Origin of the sequence: Marinobacter suaedae (genome assembly GCF_030519635.1) — a bacterium.
Taxonomy (GTDB): Bacteria; Pseudomonadota; Gammaproteobacteria; order Pseudomonadales; family Oleiphilaceae; genus Marinobacter; species Marinobacter suaedae.
In genome coordinates this window covers 688,190-713,174 of record NZ_JAUMIS010000001.1, presented here as the reverse complement: position 1 = coordinate 713,174, position 24,985 = coordinate 688,190, and the positions used below count along the sequence as shown (strand labels likewise).

Genomic DNA, 24,985 nt, shown 5'->3' with positions numbered 1-24,985 from the left:
CGGCAGCATCAAAGGTTCTCTACGTTGTCCAAGAGCCATTCCGCTCTTGTTAGTAACGCCTCCCGCCGATCTGGGCTCTGCTTGTCCCAGTTGCGGTACATCATGCCCATGCGGGGGTTGTTTTCGAAGTCATCCCGGTGCCGGTCGATGAAATGCCAGTACAGGGCGTTGAACGGGCAGGCGTCGTCCTCGGTGCTTTTGTTGACGTTGTAGTGGCAGTTGGCGCAGTGATCGGACATGCGATGGATGTACTTGCCGCTGGCGGCGTAGGGCTTGGAGCCCAGATATCCTCCGTCGGCGTGCATCACCATACCCAGCACGTTGGGCAGCTCCACCCAGTCGTAGGCATCGGCGTACACCGCCAGATACCAGTCGCAGATTTCTTGGGGCTTGATGCCGGTTAGCAGGGCGAAATTGCCGGTGACCATCAGGCGTTGGATATGATGGGCGTAGGCATTTCGGCGGGTGGCATCGATGGCCTTGTGCATGCAGCGCATTTGGGTTTTCCCGGACCAGTAGAACCAGGGAAGGGATCGGCTATTACCCAGACGGTTTTCCTTCGCGTAATCGGGCATATGCAGCCAGTAGATACCACGGACGAACTCCCGCCAGCCGATGATCTGACGTATAAATCCTTCCGCCGCATTGATTGGCGCGCGACCGGAATACCAGGCTTGAGCGGCGGCTTCACATGCTGTCAGCGGGTCCAGCAGGCCGCAGTTGATGTAGGGGGAGAGAATGGAGTGGAACAGCCAGTCCTCGGTATCGGAGATGGCGTCCTGGTAGTCGCCGAAACAGGGCAGGGCGTAGTCAATGAAATGTTCCAGAGCGGCCTCGGCATCTTGTCGGGTGACCGCAAAGTGAAAGTCTTCGGTGGTGCCGAAGTGGTCGGCAAAGTGCCTGTTCACCAGTTCGATGACTTGCCGGGTGATGTCATCCGGTTCCAGCCGGAAGGGGGCGGGTGCGGCGGGCTTGCCGGTCCACTTCTTTCGGTTGTCGGCGTCGAAGTTCCAATGGCCGCCTTCCGGGTCACCGTCGGCGGTCATCAGCAGTCCGGTCTTGCGGCGCATCTCCCGGTAGAAAAACTCCATCCGTAGCTGTTTCCTGCCCTCGGCCCAGTCGGCGAACTCCTTTTTGCTGGCGATGAACCGGGTGTCCGGTCGGATTTCCACCGGCACACCGAGCCGGGTGTGCCATTGGCTGATCTGTTCGTGCAGGCGCCATTCGCCGCACTCGGTGGTAATGACTCGTTCGCAGGACTGTGCCGTCAGCTGTCCGGCAACCACGTCTTCCAGACTTTTATACTCTGAGTCCGCTGCAAAGTCATGGTAGTGAACTCGCCAGCCAGCCGCTTTCAGTTGCTCCCCAAAGTGGCGCATGGCGCTGAACAGCAGAACCAGCTTCTTCTTGTGGTGATTGGCATAGCCGGCCTCGTCGGCCACTTCAGCCATCACGATACGGTCATCCGCGGGATTCGCATTTTCAAGGGCACTGATCTGCGGGCTGAGCTGGTCGCCGAGGATCAGAATCAGGTTGGCCATCGGGTGAGGCTCCGGCGTCTACACTATGGAAGTAAGGCTAGCCAGAGTACGCCCATTGTGCGCTGCTGGTTCAGACGAAGTGCTTGGGGGCGATGCCCAAAGTGTTGCGCATCTGACTCTGGTCAAGTGCGTCAGCACGGGATTAGGCGACAATGGCGGCCCTTGTTAATGCACACCATTCACTCAACCATACCGAGTTTTCTATGGCCCCTGATTCCGCAGCCGTTGCCGTTTCCAATGAACTTCCGGATTTTCTCTGGGACGATGCCCTGATTCGCCGTTATGACCTCAGCGGGCCTCGTTACACGTCCTACCCGACGGCGGTGGAGTTCACTCCCAAATTCGGTATTGAGGATATGGTCAAAGCGGCGGGCCGGAGTCGCGCCAAAGGCGGACCCATTTCACTCTATACCCACCTGCCGTTCTGCGCTCACCTCTGCTACTACTGCGCCTGTAACAAGGTGATTACCAAGAAGCGGGACAAGGCGATGCCTTACGTGGAGCGCCTGCTGAAAGAAGCGGCCATGCAGGCAAAAATGTTCGGTGCCGACCGGCCGGTGAGCCAGCTTCACTGGGGCGGCGGTACACCCACGTTCCTACCCACCGATGTCATGCGTCACCTCATGGCCGGCTATGGTGAGCTGTTCAACCTGCAAACCTCGGATGAGCGGGATTACAGTGTGGAAATCGATCCGCGGGAAGTGGATCACGATACCCTCTCCACCCTGTGGGAGCTGGGCTTCAACCGTATCAGTCTGGGTGTGCAGGATGTGAATCCGGCGGTTCAGAAAGCGGTGAACCGGGTTCAGCCCCAGGACATGACCGAGGCGGTGCTGAATGAAGCTCGTCGAATTGGTTTCCGGTCTATCAATCTCGACCTGATCTACGGGCTGCCGCACCAGACGCCGGAGAGCTTCGCGGAGACGCTGGACGCGGTGATCGACATGTCACCGGATCGGTTGTCCGTGTTCAGTTATGCGCACCTGCCGGATCGGTTCTATCCCCAGACGCGCATTCAGGCGGACACTCTACCCAGTCCCCAGCAGAAGTTGACTATTCTGCACAACACGATTAACCGGTTGCTGGAGGCAGGTTACGAATACATCGGCATGGATCATTTCGCCAAGCCGGACGACAGTCTCTCGGTGGCACAGCGCGAGGGCCGGTTGCACCGGAATTTCCAGGGTTACACCACCCACTCGGATTGCGATCTGGTATCCCTGGGGGTCTCGGCCATCGGGCAGACCGACGACGCCTATTTCCAGAATCATCATGATTTATCGGCCTGGGAATCGGCCGTCGATGCAGGCCAGTTGGCGATTACCCGAGGTGTGGGATTGTCACGGGATGATCGCATTCGCCGCTGGGTCATCGGGCAGTTGATCTGCCAGTTCGGGCTGGATCGAAGCCAGTTTTCAGCGCAGTGGAATGAGGACTTCGATCGGTACTTTGCCGATGAGCTGAGCCGGCTTCAGCCGATGATGGAGGATGGTCTGGTAGCCGATCTTGGCACGGCATTGAGGGTGCAGCCCGCAGGCCGGTTGCTGATTAGGGCGATTTGCCAGATTTTTGATCTGTACCGAAAGGAAGGCGCCAGCCAGCGCTTTTCCCGAATCATCTGAACCGGCGGATCAGCCGCCGGTCATGTTCATGAATCGCAGGATCTGAACGTCCCCATTACTGGCAAAGTGGTGGCGTTCGGGCTTGAGATCCATCGCTTCGATGATCGTTTGCCGCAGTTTGTCGTCCGAATCCGGATGGCTTCGCAATACCCGTCGCAAGTCCATCGAGTGCTCATTGCCCAGGCACAGCAGCAGCCGTCCTTCCACGGTGACCCGTACACGGTTACAGGTCGAGCAGAAGTTGTGGGAGTGGGGCGAGATAAAGCCCACTTTGGTGTTGCTGTCAGGCATCCGGTAGTAGCGGGCCGGGCCACCGGAGTCTTCTGCGGTGGGGATCAGTTCGTGTCGTTCGCGGATGATGTCCCGGACTTCATCGCTGGTGCACAGGGTCAGGCCGCGGTCGTGCTCGGAAATCTCGCCCAGGGGCATTTCCTCGATGAAGGTAATGTCGATGTTCTTCTGCCGGGCGAAATCCACCAGATCCGGGATTTCTTCGTGGTTACGACCTTTCAGAACCACCGTGTTGAGCTTGATGCCTTCAAAACCCGCTTCCCGGGCAGCGTCGATACCATCCAGCACCTGCGACAGCTTGCCGGTGCGGGTGATGCGGTGGAATTTGTCGGCGTCCAGTGAGTCGAGGCTGATGTTCAGGCGCTTCAGTCCCGCTTCCCTGAGTGACTCCGCCATGGTGGGCAGCTGACTGCCGTTGGTGGTCATGGCGAAATCACGTAAACCAAAGGTACCTATTTCCCTGACCAGTTCGAGAATGTCCCTTCGTACCAGGGGTTCGCCTCCGGTCAGGCGTATTTTCTGGGTGCCAAGGTCAACGAAGGTGCGAGCCACTTTGGCAAGCTCTTCCAGGGTCAGAACCTGCTCTCGGGGAACGAATGTCATGTCTTCTGACATGCAGTAGACACACCGGAAATCACATCGGTCAGTCACCGACAGGCGCACGTAGTTTACCGTGCGACCAAAACGATCTGTCAGCGGGGTCCGTGCCATTATGTCGCATTCCTGTCCAGGTTAACGGGTCACTTTACCGAAGCATAGCTGATATATGGCAGGTTAGCCCGTTGAGGGGACGTTCGAAAAGGAAGAATTCTGACCCATTTCGGGCAAAATCCCGGAGAGGTGATATTCTGCTTTTAAGGTATTCCTTTCATTTGGCGGTGCCGCAGTGTCCGGTTTTGCTCTGCCAGGGAAGTTGAGACCAAAGGGGCTCAGACTCATCTGTTCAGAAATCGGGGAGGCATCCGATGCACATCACCCGCTATACCGATTATTCATTACGCGTACTTATTTACCTCGCAGTCCAGAAAAGCCGGCTGGTCACCATCCAGGAAATTGCCAACCAGTACGACATTTCCAGGAACCATCTGATGAAAGTGGTTCACCAGCTTAACAGGCACGGCTACATCGAAACGGTTCGCGGCAAGAAAGGGGGCATGCGGCTCAATATGGAGCCTCCTGATGTCAATATCGGAGTGCTGGTACGGGAAACCGAACAGGATCTCAAAATGGTGGAGTGCTTCGCACCCAAGACCGCCTGCAGGATTGCCCCAGTCTGTGGCCTGAAACCCATGTTTGCGGAGGCCCTGCAGGCTTTTCTGGATGTACTAGATAACTACACGCTGGCCGATGTGATCCAGGATCATCACCGGCCTCAGCTGTTACGGCTGCTTCACGTGGCATGAGCCATGCTCAGGGCGGGCAGCCGGGTGCGAATCCGGTTGGGCAGAGAAAAGGCGGCAATTCGTTTGAGGACGGAACCGTATTGTCGGGCAAAGCTGCCGGTGTTGTAGGGCAGGCCGTGCTTTTGGCACACGGCCTGGACCTGCTCCGAGATCTCCGGATAGCGGTGCGCGGGCAGGTCCGGGAACAGGTGATGTTCGACCTGGAAACTCAGATGGCCGCTCAGCAGATGAAGCCACTTGCCACCGGTAAAGTTGGACGAACCGGTAAGCTGGCGCAGGTACCAGTGCCCCCGGCTCTCACCTTCACACTCCGCCTCGGTAAACGTCTCGGCTTGCTGGGTGAAGTGCCCGCAGAAAATGACCGTGGATGACCACAGGTTGCGAATGAGGTTGGCGCCGATGTTTCCGGCCAGGACAATGGGTGCAACCGGCAGGGTCACCAGGGGAAAGAACACGTAATCCTTGAACGCCTGGCGCCCGCCTTTGCGAAAGAAGTCTTTCAGGAATGGCAGTTTGTCCTTCACGCGGATTTCGCCCCGACGAATGCGTTCGCTTTCCAGTTCGTGCAAACCCACGCCCCACTGAAAGAAGACACTCAGCAGGATGTAGTTGATGAACTGGAGGCTGTGCCTTGGGCGCCATTGTTCGTCATCGTCCAAACGCAGCAATGCGTAGCCGTAGTCCCGGTCCTTTCCGATGATGTTGGTGTAGGTGTGGTGTTCGTAGTTGTGGGTCCGGCGCCAGGATTCGCCGGTACAGACGGTGTCCCATTCGTAGCTCTGCGAGTGCAGGCTGGAATCGTTCATCCAGTCGTACTGGCCGTGCATGACGTTGTGGCCGATTTCCATGTTCTCGATAATTTTGGAAAGGCCCAGTGCGAGGGTTGCGCCGACAAAGACCGGCGGAATGAAACCAAAGGGCATGGTCATCCGACCGGCCACTTCCAGGGTGCGATGCAGACGGACAATGCGGCGTATATAGGTCGCGTCCCGCTCGCCAAGATCCGCGACAACCTGGTCGCGAATGGCATTGAAATCCTGCTCCAGTTCTCTGAGCTGTGCTTCGGTCATCCATTTCATTGTCTTACTCCTTGTGGTGCTTCAGTTGCACCGCGTTGGTATTCGCTGAAGGGCTAGGCTTCAATGGAAACCGGACCCTGGGGTATCGAAATACATAGTTGGACCATCTCTTCGCCGGGGCCGGATGGTTGGCCCGTCAGCCGGTTGATGACGGTGCCGCTGGTCTTTCTGCAGCTGCACTGATGGCAGATGCCCATGCGGCAACCGTAGCGTGGTGACAGGCCGGCGGCCTCGGCAATCTCCAGCAGATTGGCGTCGCCTTGGGAGCCGACTTCCAGGCTGCTTTCAGTGAACTGCACCTGACCGCCGACGGCTTGATCTGAAAGTCCGGCACTGGGCGCAGCGAAGAACGTGCAGTGAATGTCGCTCTGTTGGATGCCACGACCCCTGAGCAGATGTTCCGCCAGTTCCATCAGTCCTCTGGGGCCGCACAGGAAGGCCTTGCGGGCTTTCAGTCCGGGCACGGTGGCCAGATCCTCGTCCGACAGGTAGCGTGGGCCGGCACCCTCGTGGGTGGCGACGATGTTCAGGGTGAGGGCCGGGTAACGGGCCGCCAGGGCCTTTAGCTGGGAACCGGCAATTACATCGTCGTGGGTTCGCACGAAATAGAGCAGGGTGATCGGTGCCCGGTAATCCTGCGTCGCCATGGTTTCCAACTGACTCAGAATCGGTGTGATCCCACTGCCGCCGGCAATGAACAGCACCGGGGCGGCGGGTTCCGGAATCAGAAAGTCACCAAAGGCGTCGCTCATCCCCAGTACGGCACCCACCTTTAGCCGATCGTGCAGCCAGTTGGTCACCAGCCCTCCGGGCAGGCGCTTGATGGTCAGCGTTATCACGCCCTGCTCTTGCCAGAGAACCGGTGAACTGGACAGGCTGAATGGGCGGGTGTGGCGTCTGCCATCAATTTCGGTACAGATGTTCACATGCTGTCCCGCTTCGAATCCGCTCCAGCGTTGAGTTGGTTTCAGAATGAAGGTCTTGGTGTCTGCGGTTTCCTCAAGGACCTGTTCTACCCTTGCCGGTGTGTAACCACGCACCCACATCGGGTTGAGGCTTTCCAGTAGTGGGTCAAAAAAGGCAGCGGGATTTTCCCGGTTAAACAGCTGCTTGCCCAGCCACCGGAGTGCTTTGCTTGGTTTCTCTTTCGCTAACATCGCGTTTCTCCATGGTATTGCCTGCACTCTAGTGTACAATTGTTCACTTATGTGTGCGACTGTACACAGGGATTGGTCGAGCAACAACAAGGACGCAGTTTCTGGCGTGGAATGACAAGTCGCCGGTTCATTTCTCCAGGCGGATGTGTACACTTGTTACGTTGTTTTGTTGATAACTGATGTGAGCAGTTCATGGCGGAAAAAAGGCGCAGGAAACCGGGAGAAACCCGCGAAAAACTGATGGGCGCGGCGCTGAGCCTGGTGGGGAGTGGGCGTCATTTTGACAGCCTGGGGATTCGGGAGGTGACCCGCCAGGCGGGTGTGGTGCCAACCTCTTTTTACCGGCATTTCCGAAGCATGGACGACCTTGGCTTGCAGCTGGTGGACGAGCTTGGGCTGGTATTACGCCGGATGATGCGGGAAGCCCGGGCGCACGTGTCACAGGCGGACAAGCTAATCGCCGAGTCGGTGGATATTTTTATCAGCCACGGACGGGCGAATCAGAGTTTCTTCCTGTTTATGGCCCAGGGGCTGGCCGGCGAAAGCCGGGCGGTTCAGGATGGCATTCGAAGCGAGATTCGGTTCTTCGCTACTGAACTGGCGAATGATCTCAGACGATTAAAGCTGCTTGATCACCTGAGCGACGGCGATTTGGATATGGCCTGTGATCTGGTGGTTCGAACTGTTGCATTCAGCCTGACGGATCTACTGAGGGTGTCTGCCAATGACGACTACCAGATGGACCAGATCCGGAAGCGGACGATCCGCTTCCTTCAACTGATCTTTGTCGGTGCCAATCATTGGCAGAGTGGCACGGGTTAGGCCGATTTGCGTGCCTTTCTCCGGGTCTGCTTTGGTTTCGGCGGCATCACCAGACTTTCCAGTTCATCCAGTGCTTCACCGGTGTACACCGCCAGCTTCTGCATGCTGGGCAAGGTGTCACGGCAGCCGGTGTAGCCGAAGTTCAGGGAACCATGGTAGCTCAGGCAGGTAATGTTGAGTGCGCCGCCATGGGTGATCAGGGACACCGGGTACATGGCTTCCAGTTTGGCGCCCTCGTAGTAATGGCTTTCCTGTGGACCCGGTACGTTCGAAATAGTGACGTTGAACGCCGGACGCATGCGCCCGCCAAGCCCGGACATCAGCTGCAGGATGTAAGGCGACATCATCAGCATGGTGTACTGGGTGAGCGCCGCTTTCGGCAGTTTCTGCAGGTGCTCCTTGGCTATACGGGTGGAATTCTTGATCTGCTGCAGGCGATTCAGCGGGTCTGGCTCGTCGGTCGCCAGCGACGCAATCATGAAGCTGATCTGGGTGCCCGTGCCCTGATCGTCCGCCGGACGGACGTTCACTGGAATGCCTGCCGTCAGGGAAGTATCCGGCAGTTCACCCTGTTCCAGCAGGAAGCGGCGCAGGGCCGTACCGCACAGGTACAGTACGATGTCGTTCAGCGAGCCTCCGGACTCGCGGGCCAGCTCCTTGATCCGCTCCAGCTGATAATGCTGGGTAGCAAAGCGACGCTGACCGGTGACACGATGATTCAGCTTGGAAACCGGGCCCATGAACGGGAATGGCAGCCCATCTTCCGGGTGGCGTGCCGAATGCAGAAGCCGGCTGCCTGCCTTTACAAGCCGCGGGGCCATACCTGCCTGAAGCTTCAGGGCTTCCATTGCCTGAGAAACGGCGGCAGGAATGCTGGCTTCGGTATCGGTTTTGCTGGCGCGCCGGGATGCGGGCTTTACACACCATGGCGGGGTCATGTTGGTTTTGTTTGGATCGGTGGTCAGCACTCGCTGCAAAAGCCTGACGCCGCTGATACCATCGATCAGGGAGTGATGCATCTTGGTATAGAGCGCGAAGCGGTTATTTTCCAGCCCCTCAATTACGTGACACTCCCAGAGTGGCCGGTGGAAATCCAGCGGGTTGGAGTGCAGGCGCGATACCAGTATCCCCAGTTCCCGTTCGCCGCCGGGTCGGGGCAGGGCCGAGTGGCGCACGTGGTAATCCAGATCAATGGCCTTGTCTTCTTTCCAGGCGGGGGCCACTAACTTACCGAAGGCTCCAGGCCAGGCCAGCTTGTAGCTCCAGGGCGGTGCGACATCACCAGCTTCTTTCATGCGGGTCACCATGTCCCGCAGAAAGGTATCGGGAGCGCCTTCTGGCAGTGAAAAAATCTGCAGGTTGCCCACGTGCATGGGGGTGTCTTCAGATTCAACTGCCAGCCATGAGGCATCCAATGTTCCCAGGCGTTTCATTCCTTGTCTTACTCCACGAATATTAAAAGTTAAAAGGTGTGTTCCCTCAGTATACTGATATCAAGATCGGTTCACGATGATGCGGTCGATAATCCGATAGGGTTTTTCGACATTTCACAGTTGTCGCAAATGCCCCTATTTGCTGTTCGCCAGTGCCTTGTCCGGCTATGCTCTGATCATAAAGGACTTTCTTAGCGAACAGGCCTTCTGCCTATGTCATTTATCCATGGCATTACCTGGTTACTGGTTTACCAGTTGATCGGTGAAGTGACGGTGCGTCTTGCGGACGTCCCCATTCCGGGGCCGGTGCTGGGCATGGTGTTGTTGTTTATTACCCTGTGGATTCGGGGGCGAACGGCGGAGTCACTGGATCAGGCTTCGTCGGCATTGCTTTCCCACCTTTCCCTGCTGTTCGTGCCGGCGGGCGTGGGAATGATGGTGCACTTTGATCGCATCGCCGCAGAGTGGTTGCCGATCACCATTGCCTTGCTACTGAGCACTGTCCTTACCATGGTCGCTACCGCGTTGATCATGCAGTTGACCACCCGCTGGCTGGCACGGCCTCAGGATAACGGGGCGGGAGCTGATGATGACTGATCCGAACCTGAGGGATATCTGGGTTTACCTGTCCGCATCGCCGCTGCTTGGACTGACCATCACTATGGTGGCCTACGCGCTCGCCTATCGGTTGTATCTTCGTGCCAACTCCAATCCGCTGACCAATCCGGTGGTCACGTCCGTGGCCATGCTCATTGGTGTCTTGCTGCTGACTGGGACCTCCTACGACGATTATTTCGAAGGCGGGCAGTTTGTGCACTTCCTGCTGGGGCCTGCGACAGTGGCCCTGGCGGTGCCGCTTTACGAGCAATTCAGTCGGCTTCAACAACTGTGGCTTCCCGTTACCATTTCGCTGGTGTGCGGTGTAATTATTGCGGCCGGCAGCTCCATAGGGCTGGCCTGGTTACTGGGTGGCTCGGCGGAAATCCAGATGTCCCTGGCACCCAAGTCGGCAACGGCTCCGGTGGCCATGGGGATCTCGGAGAAAATTGGCGGGCTGCCCTCACTGACGGCGGTGCTGGTGGTGATTACAGGCATCACCGGAGCGGTTCTGGGCACCAAGCTGTTTGAATGGCTGCGTATCAAGGATGACACCGCCAAAGGCATTGCCATGGGGGTTGCCGCCCACGGTATTGGGACGGCCCGGGCGTTTCAGGTCAGCTCCCAGATGGGGGCTTTCTCGGGATTGGCGATGGCCTTGTCCGCATTTGCCACCGCCCTGATCGTGCCCTGGATGGTGGACTGGCTCCAAAGTCTGTTGTGAGCAAGAAACTCAGTCGGTTGGGGCATTGGCCTGTGACTGAGGGCAGTGAAACTCCTCCACAACCTTGTCGTTGTCGACGCTCTCCAGATGCACATCGAATCCCCACAGACGGTGCACGTGGCGCAGCACTTCATCGGTATCTTCGCCCAGTGGCACCCGGTCAACGGGAACGTGACGCAGGGTCAGTGACCGGTCGCCGCGCACATCGACGTTCCAGACCTGGATGTTGGGCTCCCGGTAGCTGAGGTTGTACTGGCGGGCCAGCTTTTCCCGCAGCGGTCGATAGCCCGGATCGTCATGGATGGCGGTGACGCGGTAAACGTCTTCCTGATCATCGTTCTGAACCGAAAACAGCTTCAGATCCCGCATGACTTTGGGTGACAGGAACTGCAGGATAAAACTCTCGTCCTTGAAGTTCTTCATGGCGAAGTGCAGGGTTTCCAACCAGTTTGAACCCGCGATGTCGGGAAACCACTCCCGATCTTCCTCGGTAGGATTTTCACAGATCCGGCGCAGATCGGTGAAGATGGAAAAACCCAGGGTGTAGGGGTTGATGCCCGAATACCAGGGGCTGTTGAACGGCGGCTGGTATACCACGGCCGTGTGGCTTTGCAGGAACTCCATCATGAAGCCGTCGTTGACCAGACCTTTCTCGTACATCCGGTGGGTGAGGGTGTAATGCCAGAAGGTAGCCCAGCCCTCGTTCATGACCTGGGTCTGGCGCTGGGGGTAGAAGTACTGCCCCAGCTTGCGAACGATACGGACAATCTCCCGCTGCCAGGTTTCCAGCAGAGGCGCGTTCTTTTCGATGAAATAGAGAATGTTCTCGTGGGGTTCCTCGGGGAACCGCTTTTTCTGCTCGACGGGATCAATGTCATCGTGGTGAGGAATGGTGCGCCAGAGATCGTTGATCCTGCGCTGTTGGTACTCCTCCCGTTCCTGCTGTCGGCGCTGCTCTTCCACGGCAGAAATCGGGGCCGGGCGCTTGTACCGGTCCACGCCGTAGTTCATCAGCGCATGGCAGGAATCCAGGATTTCCTCCACCGCTTCGACGCCGTGGCGTTCCTCGCACTCGGCAACAAAGTTCCGGGCGAATACGAGGTAATCAATGATCGCGCTGGCATCGGTCCAGGTACGGAACAGGTAATTGCCCTTGAAAAAGGAGTTGTGGCCGTAACAGGCGTGGGCAATCACCAGCGCCTGCATGGGCAGGGTGTTTTCCTCCATCAGGTAGGCGATGCAGGGGTTTGAGTTGATCACGATCTCGTAGGCCAGCCCCATCTGTCCGCGCTGGTAGCTCTTGGAAGTGCTCAGGAACTGCTTGCCGAATGACCAGTGGTGATAGCCCACTGGCATGCCCACGGAACTGTAGGCATCCATCATCTGTTCGGCGCTGATCACTTCAATCTGATTGGGGTAGGTGTCCAGCCCGAACTCCTGTGCACACCTGGCGATTTCCTCGTCGTACCGCTGAATCAGTTCGAAGGTCCATTCGGAGCTGCTGGATATCGGCTCATCGGCTCTGGGTTGCCCCGGCTCCTCCGGAGAGTTGGGGCGATCCACGAAATCGGTCATGCGGCTTTCCTCTCAAACAACTGGCGGAACACCGGGTAAATCTCGCCCGGGTCGGCTATCTGCTGCATGGCAAAACTTTGTGGGAACTCCTGCATGATCTTTTCGTACTCGTACCAGAGCATCTGGTGATCCTGCGGCGTTATCTCAATATAGGCGTAGTACTGAACCAGCGGCAGCAGGCTTTCTGCCAGAATCTTGCTGCACACGGGGGAATCGTCATTCCAGTTGTCGCCATCGGATGCCTGGGCGGCATAGATGTTCCACTCTGAAGACGGGTAGCGGGCGTCGACGATTTTCTTCATCAGCTTCAGTGCGCTCGAGACGATGGTGCCGCCGGTTTCCCGGGAGTAGAAGAACTCCTCTTCATCCACTTCCTTGGCGCTGGTGTGATGGCGAATGAAGACAACGTCAATCTTCTTGTAGTTCTTCTTGAGGAACAGGTAGAGCAGGATGAAAAAACGCTTGGCAATGTCCTTGTGCATCTGGGTCATGGACCCGGATACATCCATCAGGCAGAACATCACGGCACTGGTGGCCGGCTGGGGGTGCTTCAGGTGCTGGCGGTAGCGCAGGTCGATTTCGTCAATGAAGGGAATGCGACGTACATTGGCCTTCAGGCGAGCGATTTCTTCCTCCAGCGCCTGCACCTGATCTTCGTGACTGAACGCGGGGTCCAGCTCCGCCGGGGCGGCTTTCAGTGCCTCCAGCTGCGCTTCCATTTCCCGGATCTTTTTCTTCCGGGCACCGCCCAGACCCAGGCGGCGGGCATGGGCACCACGGAGTGAACGCACAACGTCCAGCTTGGCGGGCACGCCCTGAGTGGTGAAGCCCGAGCGGACGTACTTGAACGACTCGGTATCCTTGAGCTTTTTACGGGCAAGGTTGGGCAGTTCCAGGTCATCGAACAGGAAGTCCAGGAATTCGTCCTGGGTGATCTGGAACGCAAACTCGTCCATGCCTTCGCCATCCGGACTGGCGCTGCCTTGTCCCTGGCCTTTGCCACCGCCCCCGGGCTTGGGGATGGTGTCGCCAGCGACAAACTCCTGGTTGCCCGGATGCACGACTTCCCGACTGCCTCCCTGCCCGTGGTGGAAGATCGGTTCTTCGATATCCCGGGTCGGAATGCTGACGTGCTCACCCCGCTCAATGTCCGTGATGGAGCGGCGCTGCACAGCATCCGACACGGCTTTCTTGATGTGGTGCCGGTAGCGGCGCAGGAACCGTTCCCGGTTCACAGCGCTCTTGTTCTTGCCGTTCAGTCGCCGGTCGACGACGTGAGTCATACCCATAGCGTAACTCCCGTTCAGCGCTCGGTCACAGGCTTAGTGCGACTTGCGAACCCGCAAGTACCACTCTGCCAGCAGGCGTACCTGCTTCTCGGTATAACCCCGGTCGACCATGCGTTCCACGAATTGCTTGTGCTTTTTCTGGTCTTCCTGACTTGCTTTCGGGTTGAACGAGATGACAGGAAGCAGATCCTCGGTATTGGAGAACATCTTCTTCTCGATCACAGCGCGCAGCTTTTCGTAGCTGAGCCAGGACGGGTTGCGGCCCTGATTGTTGGCCCGAGCCCGCAGAACAAAGTTGACCACCTCGTTGCGGAAGTCTTTCGGGTTGCTGATGCCGGCCGGCTTCTCAATTTTTTCCAGTTCGTCATTGATGGAAGAACGGTCGAGAATCTCCCCGGTTTCCGGATCCCGGTATTCCTGATCCTGAATCCAGAAGTCCGCATAGGTGACGTAACGGTCAAACAGGTTCTGGCCGTATTCGCTGTAGCTTTCCAGATACGCGGTCTGGATTTCCTTGCCGATGAATTCGACGTAGTGGGGCGCCAGGAATTCCTTGATGTAGCGCAGGTAGCGCTCCTGGGTTTCGGTCGGGAACTGTTCCTGCTCGATCTGCTTCTCGAGCACATACAGCAGGTGGACCGGGTTGGCGGCCACTTCGGTGGTATCGAAATTGAAGACCTTGGACAGGATCTTGAACGCAAAGCGGGTCGACAGACCGTCCATGCCCTCGTTCACACCGGCAGAGTCCCGGTACTCCTGAATGGACTTGGCCTTGGGATCGGTGTCCTTTATGTTCTGGCCATCGTATACCCGCATCTTGGAGAAAATACTGGAATTATCCGGCTCCTTAACACGTGAGAGCACGGAAAACTGGGCCAGCATGTCCAGGGTGTCCGGGGCACAGGGAGCGCCGGACAGTGAACTGTTCTTGAGCAGCTTCTTGTAGATCTCGATCTCTTCCGTTACCCGCACACAATAGGGCACCTTGACGATGTATACCCGGTCCAGGAATGCCTCATTGTGTTTGTTGTTACGGAAGGTCTGCCACTCGGATTCGTTGGAGTGGGCGAGAATCACGCCATCGAAGGGCACAGAACCCATGCCCTCGGTGGTGTTGTAGTTGCCTTCCTGGGTGGCGGTCAGCAGGGGATGCAGAACCTTGATCGGTGCCTTGAACATCTCCACGAATTCCAGCAGGCCCTGGTTGGCCTTGCACAGGCCACCGCTGAAGCTGTAGGCATCCGGATCGTCCTGGGAAAAATCTTCCAGCATGCGGATGTTGACCTTGCCCACCAGGGCGGAGATGTCCTGGTTGTTGTCATCGCCCGGCTCGGTTTTGGACACGCCCACCTGATCGAGCACGGACGGGTAACGTTTCACGACCCGGAACTGGCTGACGTCACCCCCGTATTCGTGGAGCCGTTTGACGGCCCAGGGGGACATAATGGACGTCAGGTAGCGGGAGGGAATGCCGTATTCTTCTTCAAGAATCTGCGCGTCTTCGGCCGGGTCGAACAGGCCGAGCGGCGATTCGTTCACCGGCGAGCCTTTGATGGCGTAGAAGGGGACCTTCTGCATGAGTGCCTTGAGCTTTTCAGCCAGAGAGGACTTACCGCCGCCGACGGGGCCAAGCAGATACAGAATCTGTTTCTTTTCTTCCAGGCCCTGGGCAGCATGCCGGAAGAAGGACACGATGTTTTCGACCGCTTCCTCCATCCCGTAGAACTCGGAAAACTCCGGGTAGCGCTTGATGACCTTGTTGGAAAAGATGCGCGACAGGCGGGAGTCACGTGAGGTATCAATCAGTTCGGGTTCGCCGATGGCAATCAGCATTCGTTCAGCGGCCGTGGCATAGGCCGTTGGGTCCTTTTTGCAGATTTCCAGGTACTCCTCCAGGGTAAATTCTTCCTCCTGGGTGCTGGCATACCGGTCCTTGAAGTGCTGCATGATGGTCATAGATGGCGCCTCGCTTGCTCTCTGAAAAAGTCAGTACTCAGTTCACGCAATATCCCCGTTGCATCGGTTCCGCCGTTCAGGGCGGTCTGTTTCGTTATGGGTGAAAAGGAAGGTGTTTACGAGCTGCCTGGCGTTTTTGCTCTTGTGGCAGCTACTTATCCTGAGCTTAGTTCACGCTCGAAAATTAGGACAGCAGGGAAGTGGTTAAGGTTCATTAAAATATGTTAGGCGCGGCGCCTTTTTGTAGCGCTGTGGCCGGGGCGCACAAAAAATTCATGCGCCCTGACAAACTGTCGCCGAAGGGGACTACTGCTTGATCAGCCGGAACACGCTTTCCGTAGCGCCATCCAGCCCTTTGCGCTTGGTGAACGGGTGGTCCCGGGGCAGGGTGTTGGTGAGCAGGAGTTCAATGTCGTAATCGTCGGCGTAGAGTTCCCGGACTTCATCGTCACTGACATTGAACGGAGGGCCTTGCAGTTGCCCGTCGTAGTCCAGGGTGATCAGCAGGATGCGGGTGCCGTCCGGAATGATGGCGGTCAGATGCTCAACGTAGCCCCTGCGCATATTGGGTGGCAGGGCAATCAGCGCGGCTCGGTCATAGACCAGACGAACGTGCTTGAGGTCCGACGGTACCAGTTGGAAAAAATCACCGCACCAGAGTTCGAGATCATCGTGCTTGAAGGTGGTGAAGGGTTCGCCGGGATGCACCCTGGCTTTCTCCTGTCCCTCCTCAAAAAAGTCCTTGCAGGCGACCGGGCTCAGCTCGACACCAATCACCGGATGGCCCCTGTCGTGCAGCCACCACATGTCGTGGGCTTTGCCACAGAGTGGAACAAGAACCGCATCGGACGAGGCTCCGGCCAGATCCGGCCAGTGGTCGTGAAGGTACTGGTTCACCGTTCCTTCGTGAAAACCGATTTCCTTTTTAGCCCAGCGCTCGTGCCAGAACTGATGCTCCATGATCGAGGCCCTCATTTGCACGTTTGCTTCAGTCTAACCTAATCTGTGCGTGTCTGAATGGAGGAGAAAAGAAAAGCATGAAAGCCGTCTTTCTCGACGCCGATACACTGGGAAGCGACGTCGACCTGTCGCCCATCGAGCAGGCCACCGGTTCGCTGGTGAAACATGGACGAACGACACCGGAGCAGGTGTTGGATCGAATTCGCGGATTCGACACTGTTATCACCAACAAAGTGGTGTTGCAGCGATCCCATTTCGAAACCTGTCCCGAATTGAAGCACATCGCCGTGGTCGCCACCGGTCTGAATAACATCGATCAGGCGGCCGCCAGGGACCATGACATTCGCGTGATGAACGTGACCAACTATGGCCGTTCGACGGTCGCCCAGCACACCCTGGCGCTTATGCTGGCATTGGCGACTCGTCTGCTGGATTACGACCGGGACGTTCGCGAAGGGCGATGGGCCAAAAGCGATATGTTCTGTTTGATGGACCATCCCATTCTAGAGCTGGAAGGCCGGACACTGGGGGTCATTGGTTACGGTGATCTGGGGCAGGGCGTGGTCGAACGAGCCAGGGCCTTCGGAATGAATATTCTGCTTGGGGCCAGGCCGGGGCAGGAGGCCGGGGAAGTGGATGGCATTCCACGGGTTCCCCTGGACGAGCTGTTGCCGAAAGTGGATGTACTGTCACTGCATTGCTTGCTGACAGAGGAGACCCGCAATCTTATCGGCGCCCGTGAGCTGGGCATGATGAAAAACGACGCGTTGCTGATCAACACCAGCCGCGGTGGGTTAGTGGACGAGCAGGCGCTGGCCGATGCGCTTCGTTCAGGCCAGATCGGTGGTGCAGGATTTGATGTGCTGACCGAAGAGCCGCCCCGCAATGGGAATCCGTTGCTGGCGGATGACATCCCCAATCTCATCGTTACACCGCACTCAGCCTGGGCAAGCCGGGAGGCACGACAGCGCATCGTGAATATCACAGCGGGCAATCTCAATTCCGTCGCCTAGACGCCGCCCAAATAAAAAAGCCCCGGCAGTGCCGGGGCGAGTGAGATCGTCCGTTGTTTATCTCAATTTCTATACCGTCCTAGAAGCTCCAGCCGACGCTGGCGGAGGCGCCGACCTGGTACATCTCCAGCGCAATGGTCTGGTTAGGTGACAGCGGATTGGGGCCCTTCACTTCTTTGGCTGGTGAATAGAACACCATGCCGGACAACTGCAGATCTGCGGTGAGGTTGTGAGTGAAACCACCAGTGACATGCCACTCCTGAACGCCCGGGGCCAGGATGTTGAACAGCACATCTTCACTGGAAATCGGGTTCTTGCCGTAGCTTATGCCAGCGCGCCAGGCATGCTCCCTGGTCTGCTGCCACTGCCAGCCCAGCTTGTAGGCAGTCATGTCGTCCCAGCCAAAACCGGCGCCGTCATCGTTGCCCAGCTGGGCGGTCTGCAGGTTCGGCAGCAGCGGGTTACCCACACTGTCAATTTCGCTGTAGCGGATGTGCTGAACATCCAGCAGGATCCAGTGATCCTGAATCCCAGACCAGGCTATGCCCGCCTTGAACATCTGGGGAATATCGAAGTCCCCCTGCCTGGCAAAGAGGCCCTGATACTTGTCGAATTCGTTCATGTGCAGGATGTTGCGCCAGCTGACGCCGCCGCGCAGGGTGTCGGTGATTTCACCCTGCCAGCCGATCTGGAAACCGTAACCCCAGGCATCGTCGGTGCCGTTGTCGGTCAGCGCGTCAGGGTCGGAAGAGAAGGGCGCAAACTGGCTCAGTCCCTTGGCCTCGAACTGCTGATAGGCAATCAGGGGGGAAATACCGAAGGCCTGATTGTCCGCGAATTCCCAGGACCAGGTCGGCGCGATAAATACCTGCTTGAGGTCGACACCGGTGCGGCCACCATAAAAGGGACCGCCGTTCTTGCCGGGGTACGAGGTGTTCATGCCACCGTTGGCAAACACCGATACGCCGAGTGTGTGCTCGTCGGTGACCTGCCGGTTAAAGCCGAGGTGCGGAATCACGAAACCGTTACGGCTGCTTTTATAGGTGCCCGGCTGCAGTGAAAAGGCGGGAGGCGCCTGAACCGTTCCCTCAACTTCATACTGGCGTCTGGGCGAGAAGATCTCGAATCCACCGTCCATCCGGTCACCTACAAACGCCATACCGGCGGGGTTGGTCGCGGCGGCAATGCTGTCCTGTCCCAGGGCTGTTCCGGCACCGGCCATGCCTTTGTTGATGGTGCCGTAGCCGTGGGCAAAGTAACCGTTGGTTGCCAGGGCGGCACCCGGAGCGATGGCGGTGGCCGCAACGAGGGCCAGAGAATACTGCAGACGCATAAAGGAACACCTGTTCGGAAAATTCGTCAATTTCGCAGACATTTCTACAGGAATCGCTATATAACTGGAAGTAAATTCATGCCATATGGTTATGCAGTCTGGTTAGGTTCGCAATTGGCCTGGAATTGGCCATACTCTGTTGTGTCAGGTATCTGCCTGATATTCTGTGTAAAACCGTGACAACAGGATGTTGAGTGGCTTCTTCCCAAATGAAAGACCGGCTGAAGGCCGTAGAAACGTGGATACTCGCCAACCCCAATCCGCCAACGCAGTGGCCGTGGACCTGGCTCTATAAATCCGGGCGCACCTCCTATGCGTTAATCCGGGATGTCCTCAGTGGTCACCTGACCCTTCACGCCATGGGGCTGGTCTACACCACCTTGCTGAGTATCGTGCCCTTGCTGGCGCTCAGTTTCTCGGTACTGAAGGCAATGGGGGTGCACCAGCGAATCGAGCCTTTCCTGTTTCAGTTTTTCGAGCCCATGGGGCCCCAGGGGCTGGAGATAGCCGAACAGATTCTCGGCTTCGTGGACAATATGAAGGTGGGGGTCCTGGGTTCTCTCGGCCTGGCCCTGCTGGTTTACACCGTGATTTCCCTGCTGCAAAAGATCGAACGCTCCTTCAACATGATCTGGCGAGTGCCGGATATGCGTTCGCTGGGGCAGCGTTTCAGCAATTACCTGAGCGTGATCATGGTGGGGCCGCTGCTGATGGTGTCGGCCATTGGTGTCAGTGCCACCATTTTCTCCTCCACGTTCGTTCAGAAACTCATCGCCATCGAACCGTTCGGGTCGGCCATCCTGATGTTGAGTCGGTTAACGCCATTCTTCCTGGTGGTCGGTGCCTTCACCTTCGTCTACATTTTCATGCCCAATACCCGGGTCAAACTCAAGTACGCCTTTATTGGCGGGCTGGTGGCCGGGGTGTCCTGGCAGGCGGCCGGCATGTTGTTCGCCTCCTTCGTTGCCGGGTCAGCGAAGTACGCAGCCATCTATTCCAGCTTTGCCATCGGTATCATCCTGTTGATCTGGACATACCTTAACTGGCTGATCCTGTTGCTGGGTGCCAGCCTGACCTTCTATTTGCAGAACCCGGGATCGGTGGCCAAGCGTCGGCAGGTTCAGCTGGCGCCCGAGTTGCAGGAAAAGGTGGCACTGTCGCTCATGTGGCTGGTGTCCGTGCCGTTCACCAAAGGTGAGGCTGCGCCCCAGCAGGAGGAACTGGAGCAACGGTTGCGAGTGCCGGGCGAGGTCACACGTGGGGTGAGTGACAAACTCATCCGGGCTGGATTGTTATCCCTGGCGGGTCGCCAGGGAGACCAGCTGGTGCCTGGCCGGGTGCTGGATCGCATCACCATTAATGATGTGCTTTCTGCGGTTCGTCAGGATGAGGATCGGGTGGTTGATCGTTTGCCCTTTCCGATCCCGCTCAAGGAGATTCGCGGAGAGCACGATCTGTTTGACAAAACCTTTGCCGAACTTGCCAGGGATCCTGACCTGGTGGACCGCGCGGTGAAGGATGGTGAAGAGGCTGACGGGCAAGATGAAGAGTCTACTGAGCCGGCCGAAAAGTTGACTCCACAAGGTGAAGAGGCGGCCCGACCGTAATAAGGGCGGTGCCGTCGGATAAGGCGGGCGGTCAGAGCACCGCCTGACCGAATACGAACACCAGCTGGAAGATACCCGCGGTCATCCCCAGGAAAGCGCCCACCAGAATCAACTTGATTTCATCTTCCTGGAAACAGGGCCGCAACAGGTCCTGGAATTCCTCAGACGACAACGCCGTCATGCGTTCCACCATAATCGATTCCACCGCCCGCGCCCGGTCCTGCTCGAACACCGGGTTGTTGAACGACGTCTTTGAAATCTCGATGGCCTTTTCCCCAACCTGGTTCTTCAGGGTGGCAAATCCGGTGGGGCCGAACGCCACCTGGGTCAATGCCTTGCCCATGCCAGCGGTTTCGTCCACCAGAGGTTTGATGTGTTTCTTGACCATGTTTCGGGCGCGGTCGCCTTTCGGGCCATCCAGAATGGCGCGAATAATATTTCCCACCGTCAGGATTTCATGGGTCACGATGTGGCAAAAGGATTCGGCCACTTCCGGCTGGCGCTTTAGGAACAGTCCCTGAATTTTGAGTGGCCCAACTTTCCTGGCATGCAGTGGCCGGAAGATGACGTTCAGGGCAATCCAGTTGGTGGCCCAGCCCACGAGCAAGCCGAAGAAGGGCAGCACCCACCAGACAGGATAGAAATACCAGACGGCCATCTGGATGAGACCGAACAGGAAACCGAAATACAGGCCGGAGTTGATGATGAAGCGGAACTCCACCTCGCCGCATTCCAGAAAGATCCGGTTCAGAAGCCGCTTGTCCCTGGCCAGGCGGTCAATGACCATGCCTTTGATGTCGAGGAGATCCTCAATGTTGTCCGATAGATCTTCCACCAGATTGTCGACCAGCTGAGGGGTCGCCTTTCTGACTCGCTCGTACACCATCTTGCGCGCGGAGGAGGGCAGGTTTTCCCAGAAGGTCGGGTGCTCCTTTGCCATCATTTCATCCACGTATTCCTCGATACGGGGGTCCACCGAGCTGACGATGTGTGTGGCCAGCACCTTCGGGTCGATCTGCTGGAAAATTTCATCCACGGTGCCAATTTTCGCGATGGTGGCGTCGACGCTCTTGGCCGCCATTTTCCGGGCCTTGGACGGGATGATGCCCTGCCAGCCAAAGATGGGCGGTTTGCCGACGAATTCCAGAGGGTAGAAGGTCATTTTGATGGCCAGCCAGTTGGTGGTCCAGCCAATCAGGGCGGCAATCACAGGGATACTGAGGTATTGCCAGAACTCAGGGTTGGTGAACAAACTCGTCATCCGTAACTCGCGCCAGGTGGTTCTTTCGTATCGTTTTTGAGCCCGTCAGGCAGGCGATTGACTCAGCATCATGTGTGTCAACCTCAGGCCTGTCAATGACTTGGCCGCCAGTCTGAGACGGCTGTACCGGTCAGGTAGGATTGCCGTAATCACCCCACAACCACTGACACAGGGAGATGGCGGCAACAGGAGCGGTTTCGGTGCGCAGGACGCGCGGCCCCAAAGCGACCGGGTGGAAACCGGACTGCTCGGCCATGGCAATTTCGTCGGCAGTCAGCCCACCCTCGGGGCCCACCATCAGGGCAACACTGGCCGGCGGCGTCATCGATGACAGGGATTGTTCGGTCCGGTGGTGAAGAACCAGGCGCAGATTGCATTCGCGGCTGTGTTCCAACCACTGGTCAATGGTCATGACCGGCAGGATGTCAGGAACCCGGGCGCGGCCACATTGTTCGGCGGCACTGATGGCCACCGACTGCCAATGCCGCAGGCGTTTTTCTTCCCGGTCACCCTTGAGCTTTACATCGCACCGTTCGGTGGTCAGCGGCACGATCTGCGTCACGCCCATTTCAACGGCTTTCTGCACGGCGTAATCCATGCGGTCGCCCTTGGAGAGGGTTTGGCCAAGAACAATGGAAAGTGAGGATTCTGTCGGATTGTCGACCGGTGTGCCCACGGACACCGCGACCCGCTTCTTGCCGGATTCGGCGATGGTGGCCGGATAGTCCTTGCCGTCCCCGTTGAACAGAAGCAGTTCCTGCCCGGGTTGCATGCGCAATACGCGGCCCACGTGCTGGGCCGCGTTGTCATCCAGATCCGTAGTCACGCCTTCGCCCAGGGGGGAATCCGTATAGATGCGGGGGATGCGCATGGTGGTCGGGTCCTGTGTCAGTCTCGAACGGCGATCTCAATGCCTTCCGTCGCCACCTGAGCCAGATGCCGGATCTGTTCCTCGGTGATGACGTAAGGCGGCATGAAGTAAATCACATTACCCAGGGGGCGAAGCAAGGACTCGCGGGTTAATGCATGCTTGAATACCCGGATGCCCCGGCGTTCCTGCCATGGAAACGGCGTTTTCGCGGCCTTATCTTTGACCATTTCCACCGCCATGGTCATGCCGTGCTGGCGGATGTCCCCAACGTTCGGGTGGTCGGCCAGGTGGGCGACGCTGTCTGCCATGCAGGCGGACAAACGGCGGTTGTTCTCAATCACGTTGTCATCCCGGAAGATGTCCAGGGTGGCCAGCGCCACCGCACAGCCGAGTGGGTTGCCCGTGTAGCTGTGGGAGTGCAGGAAGGCCTTCAGGGTTTCGTAGTCGTCGTAGAACGCATCGTAGACGTTGTCGGTGGTCAGCACCACGGACAGGGGCAGGTAACCGGCGGTCAGTCCCTTGGACAAACACATGAAATCCGGTGTGATGCCGGATTGCTCGCAGGCAAACAGGGTGCCGGTTCGGCCAAAGCCGACGGCAATTTCATCGGCGATCAGGTGCACGCCATACTTGTCACAGGCTTCACGCAGCTTGGTGTGGTAAATCGGATGGTGCATCCGCATACCACCGGCGCACTGAATCAGCGGTTCCACCACGACGGCGCAGATGTCGTCGTGCTTTTCCGCCAGGAGTTTGTCCATGGCTTCAAACTGGCGCAGCGCGTAGGCTTCGTCGGTCTCACCCGGCTCCTTGTTGTAAGCATCGGGGGAGGGCGCCGTGAGGACTTCCATCAGCAGTGGCTGGTAGGTGTCCTTGTACAGGGCCACATCACCCAGCGCCAGGGCGCCCAGGGTTTCGCCGTGGTAGCTGTTGCTCAGGTTGACGAAGTTCTTCTTGCCCGGCTTGCCGTGGTTCTTCCAGTAGTGGTAGCTCATCTTGAGCGCGGCTTCGATGGCCGAAGAACCGTTGTCTGCGTAGAAACACTTGTTCAGGCCTTCCGGTGTGACTTCGATCAGCCGTTCCGACAGGTTGACCACCGGCTCATGAGTGAAGCCCGCCAGGATAACGTGCTCCAGTTGACCCATTTGCTCCTGAATGGCTGCGTTTATGCGCGGGTTGGAATGGCCAAACAGATTCACCCACCAGGAACTCACCGCGTCGATGTAGCGATTGCCGTCGAAATCTTCCAGCCACACACCACTGCCTTTTTTGATGGGGACGGGTGCCAGACTTTCGTGATCTTTCATCTGGGTGCAGGGGTGCCAAACGGATTTGAGATCGCGAGCGACAAGATCGGCGTTGCGCATGTAGGGTCTCCGGTCACGCTGTTTACTGCTGAATGGGGGCTGTTAACCTCGGCGGATAATACAGTTAACAGCGCTGGCTGGCCACCCTGCCAATGGGGGGAGGATCATGCGGCCAATGCTGGCGTGATCCTGCGCCTTAACAATCCCCGAAAGTTCCAATAAGGACCTGATCATGGAGCTGGAACTGAGCTATACCTACGATGCTGGAATTGAGCAGGTACCGGATGGTTTCTTATGCGAGACGAACATTTTGGAGAAAAACGCCCCCCTTGGCTCCCGCAATGCCCGGGTCAAGGAACTCACTCGCGATGACTCCTGCAGGGTCTAAGGTTCGGGCCAGTGACTCCCTGATCGGTAAAATATCGCACTCCTCGTGAGGGAGTGGTTGGCGAAGCTCACCCAAGATCCCCAAACACCAGCCGTAAATGTGTGCGATAGGCCAGCACCTGCTTCACCAGGATGGTTTTGTCCTGAAAAATCCGGGACAAAATAATCCCTCCCTCAATAGTGGTTGTGAACATATCTGCCAGCGTTTCAGTGTCGATTTCACAGACCGCAGGGTATTTCTCCTTGGCCGCTTCAAGCCGTTCGGCAATCATCTTTCGCCAGCTCAGTACGCCGCTCTTTATGAGATTCCGCACTTCATCGTCGAACTGCTGGCTTTCGTAGGTGAAGCCCGCCACAAGGCATCCGGGGTGTGCTTCGGCAAGGTCGCTCATCAGGTCCGCGAACAGCTTCAGGAAAATCAGTAGCTGGTGCAGCGGGTCTTCGCTGAGGGCATCGGCCTGCGTGAACAGGTTTTTAAAGATGGCTTTGTCGCCATCGAGGTAGTTGTTCACCAGCGCCTTCGCAAGATCACTTTTCCCGCTGAAGTGGTAGAAAAAACCGCCTTTGGTGACGGCCGCCTTTTCGAGAATGTCGTCAATGGACGTGCCGGCAAATCCCTTTTGTAGAATGACGCTCTGTGCAACCTCCAGTATCCGGTCGTGGCTGCTGTTGCTTCGGGTTGTCATGGTTTTGACCTCCGCTTAGCTATACCAAGGGTATAGCTAATTCCCGAGGATGCGCCTGGAATTTTCAGGTT

The 24,985-nt window shown here is 57.5% G+C and carries 22 protein-coding genes; 8 read left to right on the top strand and 14 right to left on the bottom strand.

Features of this window, described 5'->3' with window-relative positions; genetic code table 11:
* Positions 1-8: 8 nt before the first annotated feature.
* Positions 9-1,541, bottom strand: a complete 1,533-nt coding sequence (locus tag QVZ43_RS03300) for a cryptochrome/photolyase family protein (RefSeq protein ID WP_302908854.1) — start codon at positions 1,539-1,541, stop codon at positions 9-11.
* Positions 1,542-1,744: 203 nt separating this feature from the next.
* Here QVZ43_RS03300 and hemN point away from each other — a divergent pair, with 203 nt between their 5' ends.
* Complete coding sequence (gene hemN, locus QVZ43_RS03295) at positions 1,745-3,163, top strand: oxygen-independent coproporphyrinogen III oxidase (protein WP_302909635.1); 1,419 nt, start codon at positions 1,745-1,747, stop codon at positions 3,161-3,163.
* 9 nt (positions 3,164-3,172) lie between these two features.
* Here hemN and moaA read toward each other — a convergent pair whose 3' ends face one another.
* The gene (gene moaA, locus QVZ43_RS03290; protein WP_223794365.1) at positions 3,173-4,165 is read right to left on the bottom strand and encodes a GTP 3',8-cyclase MoaA; all 993 of its coding nucleotides are present in this window, start codon (positions 4,163-4,165) and stop codon (positions 3,173-3,175) included.
* A gap of 254 nt (positions 4,166-4,419) precedes the next feature.
* Between moaA and QVZ43_RS03285 the strand changes: the two genes are divergently transcribed.
* Positions 4,420-4,857, top strand: coding sequence for an RrF2 family transcriptional regulator (locus QVZ43_RS03285; protein WP_302908853.1), 438 nt, complete (start codon positions 4,420-4,422; stop codon positions 4,855-4,857).
* On the opposite strand, the gene QVZ43_RS03280 is transcribed toward QVZ43_RS03285, so the two are convergent.
* On the bottom strand, positions 4,845-5,936 hold the full coding sequence (locus QVZ43_RS03280) for a fatty acid desaturase family protein (protein WP_302908852.1): 1,092 nt from the start codon (positions 5,934-5,936) through the stop codon (positions 4,845-4,847). The genes QVZ43_RS03285 and QVZ43_RS03280 overlap by 13 nt on opposite strands.
* Positions 5,937-5,989: 53 nt before the next feature.
* Positions 5,990-7,093: a ferredoxin reductase gene (locus tag QVZ43_RS03275; protein ID WP_302908851.1), complete on the bottom strand. Its 1,104-nt coding sequence runs from the start codon at positions 7,091-7,093 to the stop codon at positions 5,990-5,992.
* Between the two features lie 192 nt (positions 7,094-7,285).
* On the opposite strand from QVZ43_RS03275, the gene QVZ43_RS03270 reads away from it, so the two are divergent.
* Entirely contained in the window at positions 7,286-7,915 is a 630-nt protein-coding gene (locus tag QVZ43_RS03270; RefSeq protein WP_223794361.1) for a TetR family transcriptional regulator, read from the top strand.
* On the opposite strand, the gene QVZ43_RS03265 is transcribed toward QVZ43_RS03270, so the two are convergent.
* On the bottom strand, positions 7,912-9,348 hold the full coding sequence (locus QVZ43_RS03265) for a WS/DGAT/MGAT family O-acyltransferase (protein ID WP_223794360.1): 1,437 nt from the start codon (positions 9,346-9,348) through the stop codon (positions 7,912-7,914). The two genes, QVZ43_RS03270 and QVZ43_RS03265, sit on opposite strands and share 4 nt — an antisense overlap.
* Before the next feature lie 213 nt (positions 9,349-9,561).
* Between QVZ43_RS03265 and QVZ43_RS03260 the strand changes: the two genes are divergently transcribed.
* Positions 9,562-9,945: a CidA/LrgA family protein gene (locus tag QVZ43_RS03260; protein ID WP_223794359.1), complete on the top strand. Its 384-nt coding sequence runs from the start codon at positions 9,562-9,564 to the stop codon at positions 9,943-9,945.
* Complete coding sequence (locus tag QVZ43_RS03255; RefSeq protein WP_302908850.1) at positions 9,938-10,669, top strand: LrgB family protein; 732 nt, start codon at positions 9,938-9,940, stop codon at positions 10,667-10,669. Before QVZ43_RS03260 ends, QVZ43_RS03255 begins: the two co-directional genes overlap by 8 nt.
* Positions 10,670-10,678: 9 nt before the next feature.
* Here QVZ43_RS03255 and QVZ43_RS03250 read toward each other — a convergent pair whose 3' ends face one another.
* The 4 genes from QVZ43_RS03250 to tmpT form a co-directional block, all read right to left on the bottom strand.
* Positions 10,679-12,244: a SpoVR family protein gene (locus tag QVZ43_RS03250; protein ID WP_302908849.1), complete on the bottom strand. Its 1,566-nt coding sequence runs from the start codon at positions 12,242-12,244 to the stop codon at positions 10,679-10,681.
* Positions 12,241-13,533 carry a YeaH/YhbH family protein gene (locus QVZ43_RS03245; RefSeq protein ID WP_223794356.1) on the bottom strand — a complete coding sequence of 431 codons (1,293 nt, stop codon included), beginning with the start codon at positions 13,531-13,533 and terminating at the stop codon, positions 12,241-12,243. The genes QVZ43_RS03250 and QVZ43_RS03245 overlap by 4 nt, the downstream gene beginning before the upstream one ends.
* Positions 13,534-13,566: 33 nt before the next feature.
* Positions 13,567-15,489 carry a PrkA family serine protein kinase gene (locus QVZ43_RS03240; RefSeq protein ID WP_223794355.1) on the bottom strand — a complete coding sequence of 641 codons (1,923 nt, stop codon included), beginning with the start codon at positions 15,487-15,489 and terminating at the stop codon, positions 13,567-13,569.
* Positions 15,490-15,795: 306 nt separating this feature from the next.
* Complete coding sequence (tmpT, locus tag QVZ43_RS03235) at positions 15,796-16,449, bottom strand: thiopurine S-methyltransferase (RefSeq protein ID WP_223794354.1); 654 nt, start codon at positions 16,447-16,449, stop codon at positions 15,796-15,798.
* A 77-nt stretch (positions 16,450-16,526) separates the two neighbouring features.
* Here tmpT and QVZ43_RS03230 point away from each other — a divergent pair, with 77 nt between their 5' ends.
* Positions 16,527-17,462 carry a D-2-hydroxyacid dehydrogenase gene (locus QVZ43_RS03230; RefSeq protein WP_223794353.1) on the top strand — a complete coding sequence of 312 codons (936 nt, stop codon included), beginning with the start codon at positions 16,527-16,529 and terminating at the stop codon, positions 17,460-17,462.
* Positions 17,463-17,541: 79 nt separating this feature from the next.
* Here QVZ43_RS03230 and QVZ43_RS03225 read toward each other — a convergent pair whose 3' ends face one another.
* On the bottom strand, positions 17,542-18,795 hold the full coding sequence (locus QVZ43_RS03225) for an OmpP1/FadL family transporter (protein WP_223794352.1): 1,254 nt from the start codon (positions 18,793-18,795) through the stop codon (positions 17,542-17,544).
* Between the two features lie 194 nt (positions 18,796-18,989).
* On the opposite strand from QVZ43_RS03225, the gene QVZ43_RS03220 reads away from it, so the two are divergent.
* Positions 18,990-20,402 carry a YihY/virulence factor BrkB family protein gene (locus QVZ43_RS03220; RefSeq protein ID WP_302908848.1) on the top strand — a complete coding sequence of 471 codons (1,413 nt, stop codon included), beginning with the start codon at positions 18,990-18,992 and terminating at the stop codon, positions 20,400-20,402.
* Positions 20,403-20,433: 31 nt separating this feature from the next.
* Here QVZ43_RS03220 and QVZ43_RS03215 read toward each other — a convergent pair whose 3' ends face one another.
* The 3 genes from QVZ43_RS03215 to QVZ43_RS03205 all read right to left on the bottom strand — a co-directional run bounded on the left by QVZ43_RS03215 (position 20,434) and on the right by QVZ43_RS03205 (position 23,901).
* Positions 20,434-21,663: a DUF445 domain-containing protein gene (locus QVZ43_RS03215; RefSeq protein WP_223794350.1), complete on the bottom strand. Its 1,230-nt coding sequence runs from the start codon at positions 21,661-21,663 to the stop codon at positions 20,434-20,436.
* A 130-nt stretch (positions 21,664-21,793) separates the two neighbouring features.
* Positions 21,794-22,534 (bottom strand): 16S rRNA (uracil(1498)-N(3))-methyltransferase, encoded by a 741-nt coding sequence (locus tag QVZ43_RS03210; RefSeq protein ID WP_302908847.1) that lies wholly within the window; start codon positions 22,532-22,534, stop codon positions 21,794-21,796.
* Between the two features lie 17 nt (positions 22,535-22,551).
* Positions 22,552-23,901, bottom strand: coding sequence for an adenosylmethionine--8-amino-7-oxononanoate transaminase (locus tag QVZ43_RS03205; protein ID WP_302908846.1), 1,350 nt, complete (start codon positions 23,899-23,901; stop codon positions 22,552-22,554).
* 172 nt (positions 23,902-24,073) lie between these two features.
* Here QVZ43_RS03205 and QVZ43_RS03200 point away from each other — a divergent pair, with 172 nt between their 5' ends.
* Positions 24,074-24,229: a hypothetical protein gene (locus tag QVZ43_RS03200; protein ID WP_302908845.1), complete on the top strand. Its 156-nt coding sequence runs from the start codon at positions 24,074-24,076 to the stop codon at positions 24,227-24,229.
* A gap of 67 nt (positions 24,230-24,296) precedes the next feature.
* Here the strand turns inward: QVZ43_RS03200 and QVZ43_RS03195 are convergent, their stop codons facing one another.
* The gene (locus QVZ43_RS03195) at positions 24,297-24,914 is read right to left on the bottom strand and encodes a TetR/AcrR family transcriptional regulator (protein WP_302908844.1); all 618 of its coding nucleotides are present in this window, start codon (positions 24,912-24,914) and stop codon (positions 24,297-24,299) included.
* Positions 24,915-24,985 lie beyond the last annotated feature (71 nt).

Excerpts from the sequence above, each read along its gene's own strand:
- QVZ43_RS03205 (WP_302908846.1), bottom strand. The coding sequence starts at position 23,901 with ATGCGCAACGCCGATCTTGTCGCTCGCGATCTCAAATCCGTTTGGCAC.
- QVZ43_RS03210 (WP_302908847.1), bottom strand. The coding sequence starts at position 22,534 with ATGCGCATCCCCCGCATCTATACGGATTCCCCCCTGGGCGAAGGCGTG.
- QVZ43_RS03280 (WP_302908852.1), bottom strand. The coding sequence starts at position 5,936 with ATGAAATGGATGACCGAAGCACAGCTCAGAGAACTGGAGCAGGATTTC.
- tmpT (WP_223794354.1), bottom strand. The coding sequence starts at position 16,449 with ATGGAGCATCAGTTCTGGCACGAGCGCTGGGCTAAAAAGGAAATCGGT.
- QVZ43_RS03260 (WP_223794359.1), top strand. The coding sequence starts at position 9,562 with ATGTCATTTATCCATGGCATTACCTGGTTACTGGTTTACCAGTTGATC.
- QVZ43_RS03200 (WP_302908845.1), top strand. The coding sequence starts at position 24,074 with ATGGAGCTGGAACTGAGCTATACCTACGATGCTGGAATTGAGCAGGTA.
- hemN (WP_302909635.1), top strand. The coding sequence starts at position 1,745 with ATGGCCCCTGATTCCGCAGCCGTTGCCGTTTCCAATGAACTTCCGGAT.
- QVZ43_RS03270 (WP_223794361.1), top strand. The coding sequence starts at position 7,286 with ATGGCGGAAAAAAGGCGCAGGAAACCGGGAGAAACCCGCGAAAAACTG.
- QVZ43_RS03215 (WP_223794350.1), bottom strand. The coding sequence starts at position 21,663 with ATGACGAGTTTGTTCACCAACCCTGAGTTCTGGCAATACCTCAGTATC.
- QVZ43_RS03250 (WP_302908849.1), bottom strand. The coding sequence starts at position 12,244 with ATGACCGATTTCGTGGATCGCCCCAACTCTCCGGAGGAGCCGGGGCAA.
- QVZ43_RS03300 (WP_302908854.1), bottom strand. The coding sequence starts at position 1,541 with ATGGCCAACCTGATTCTGATCCTCGGCGACCAGCTCAGCCCGCAGATC.
- QVZ43_RS03245 (WP_223794356.1), bottom strand. The coding sequence starts at position 13,533 with ATGGGTATGACTCACGTCGTCGACCGGCGACTGAACGGCAAGAACAAG.
- QVZ43_RS03240 (WP_223794355.1), bottom strand. The coding sequence starts at position 15,489 with ATGACCATCATGCAGCACTTCAAGGACCGGTATGCCAGCACCCAGGAG.
- QVZ43_RS03275 (WP_302908851.1), bottom strand. The coding sequence starts at position 7,093 with ATGTTAGCGAAAGAGAAACCAAGCAAAGCACTCCGGTGGCTGGGCAAG.
- QVZ43_RS03230 (WP_223794353.1), top strand. The coding sequence starts at position 16,527 with ATGAAAGCCGTCTTTCTCGACGCCGATACACTGGGAAGCGACGTCGAC.
- QVZ43_RS03225 (WP_223794352.1), bottom strand. The coding sequence starts at position 18,795 with ATGCGTCTGCAGTATTCTCTGGCCCTCGTTGCGGCCACCGCCATCGCT.
- QVZ43_RS03265 (WP_223794360.1), bottom strand. The coding sequence starts at position 9,348 with ATGAAACGCCTGGGAACATTGGATGCCTCATGGCTGGCAGTTGAATCT.
- QVZ43_RS03255 (WP_302908850.1), top strand. The coding sequence starts at position 9,938 with ATGACTGATCCGAACCTGAGGGATATCTGGGTTTACCTGTCCGCATCG.
- QVZ43_RS03285 (WP_302908853.1), top strand. The coding sequence starts at position 4,420 with ATGCACATCACCCGCTATACCGATTATTCATTACGCGTACTTATTTAC.
- QVZ43_RS03195 (WP_302908844.1), bottom strand. The coding sequence starts at position 24,914 with ATGACAACCCGAAGCAACAGCAGCCACGACCGGATACTGGAGGTTGCA.
- moaA (WP_223794365.1), bottom strand. The coding sequence starts at position 4,165 with ATGGCACGGACCCCGCTGACAGATCGTTTTGGTCGCACGGTAAACTAC.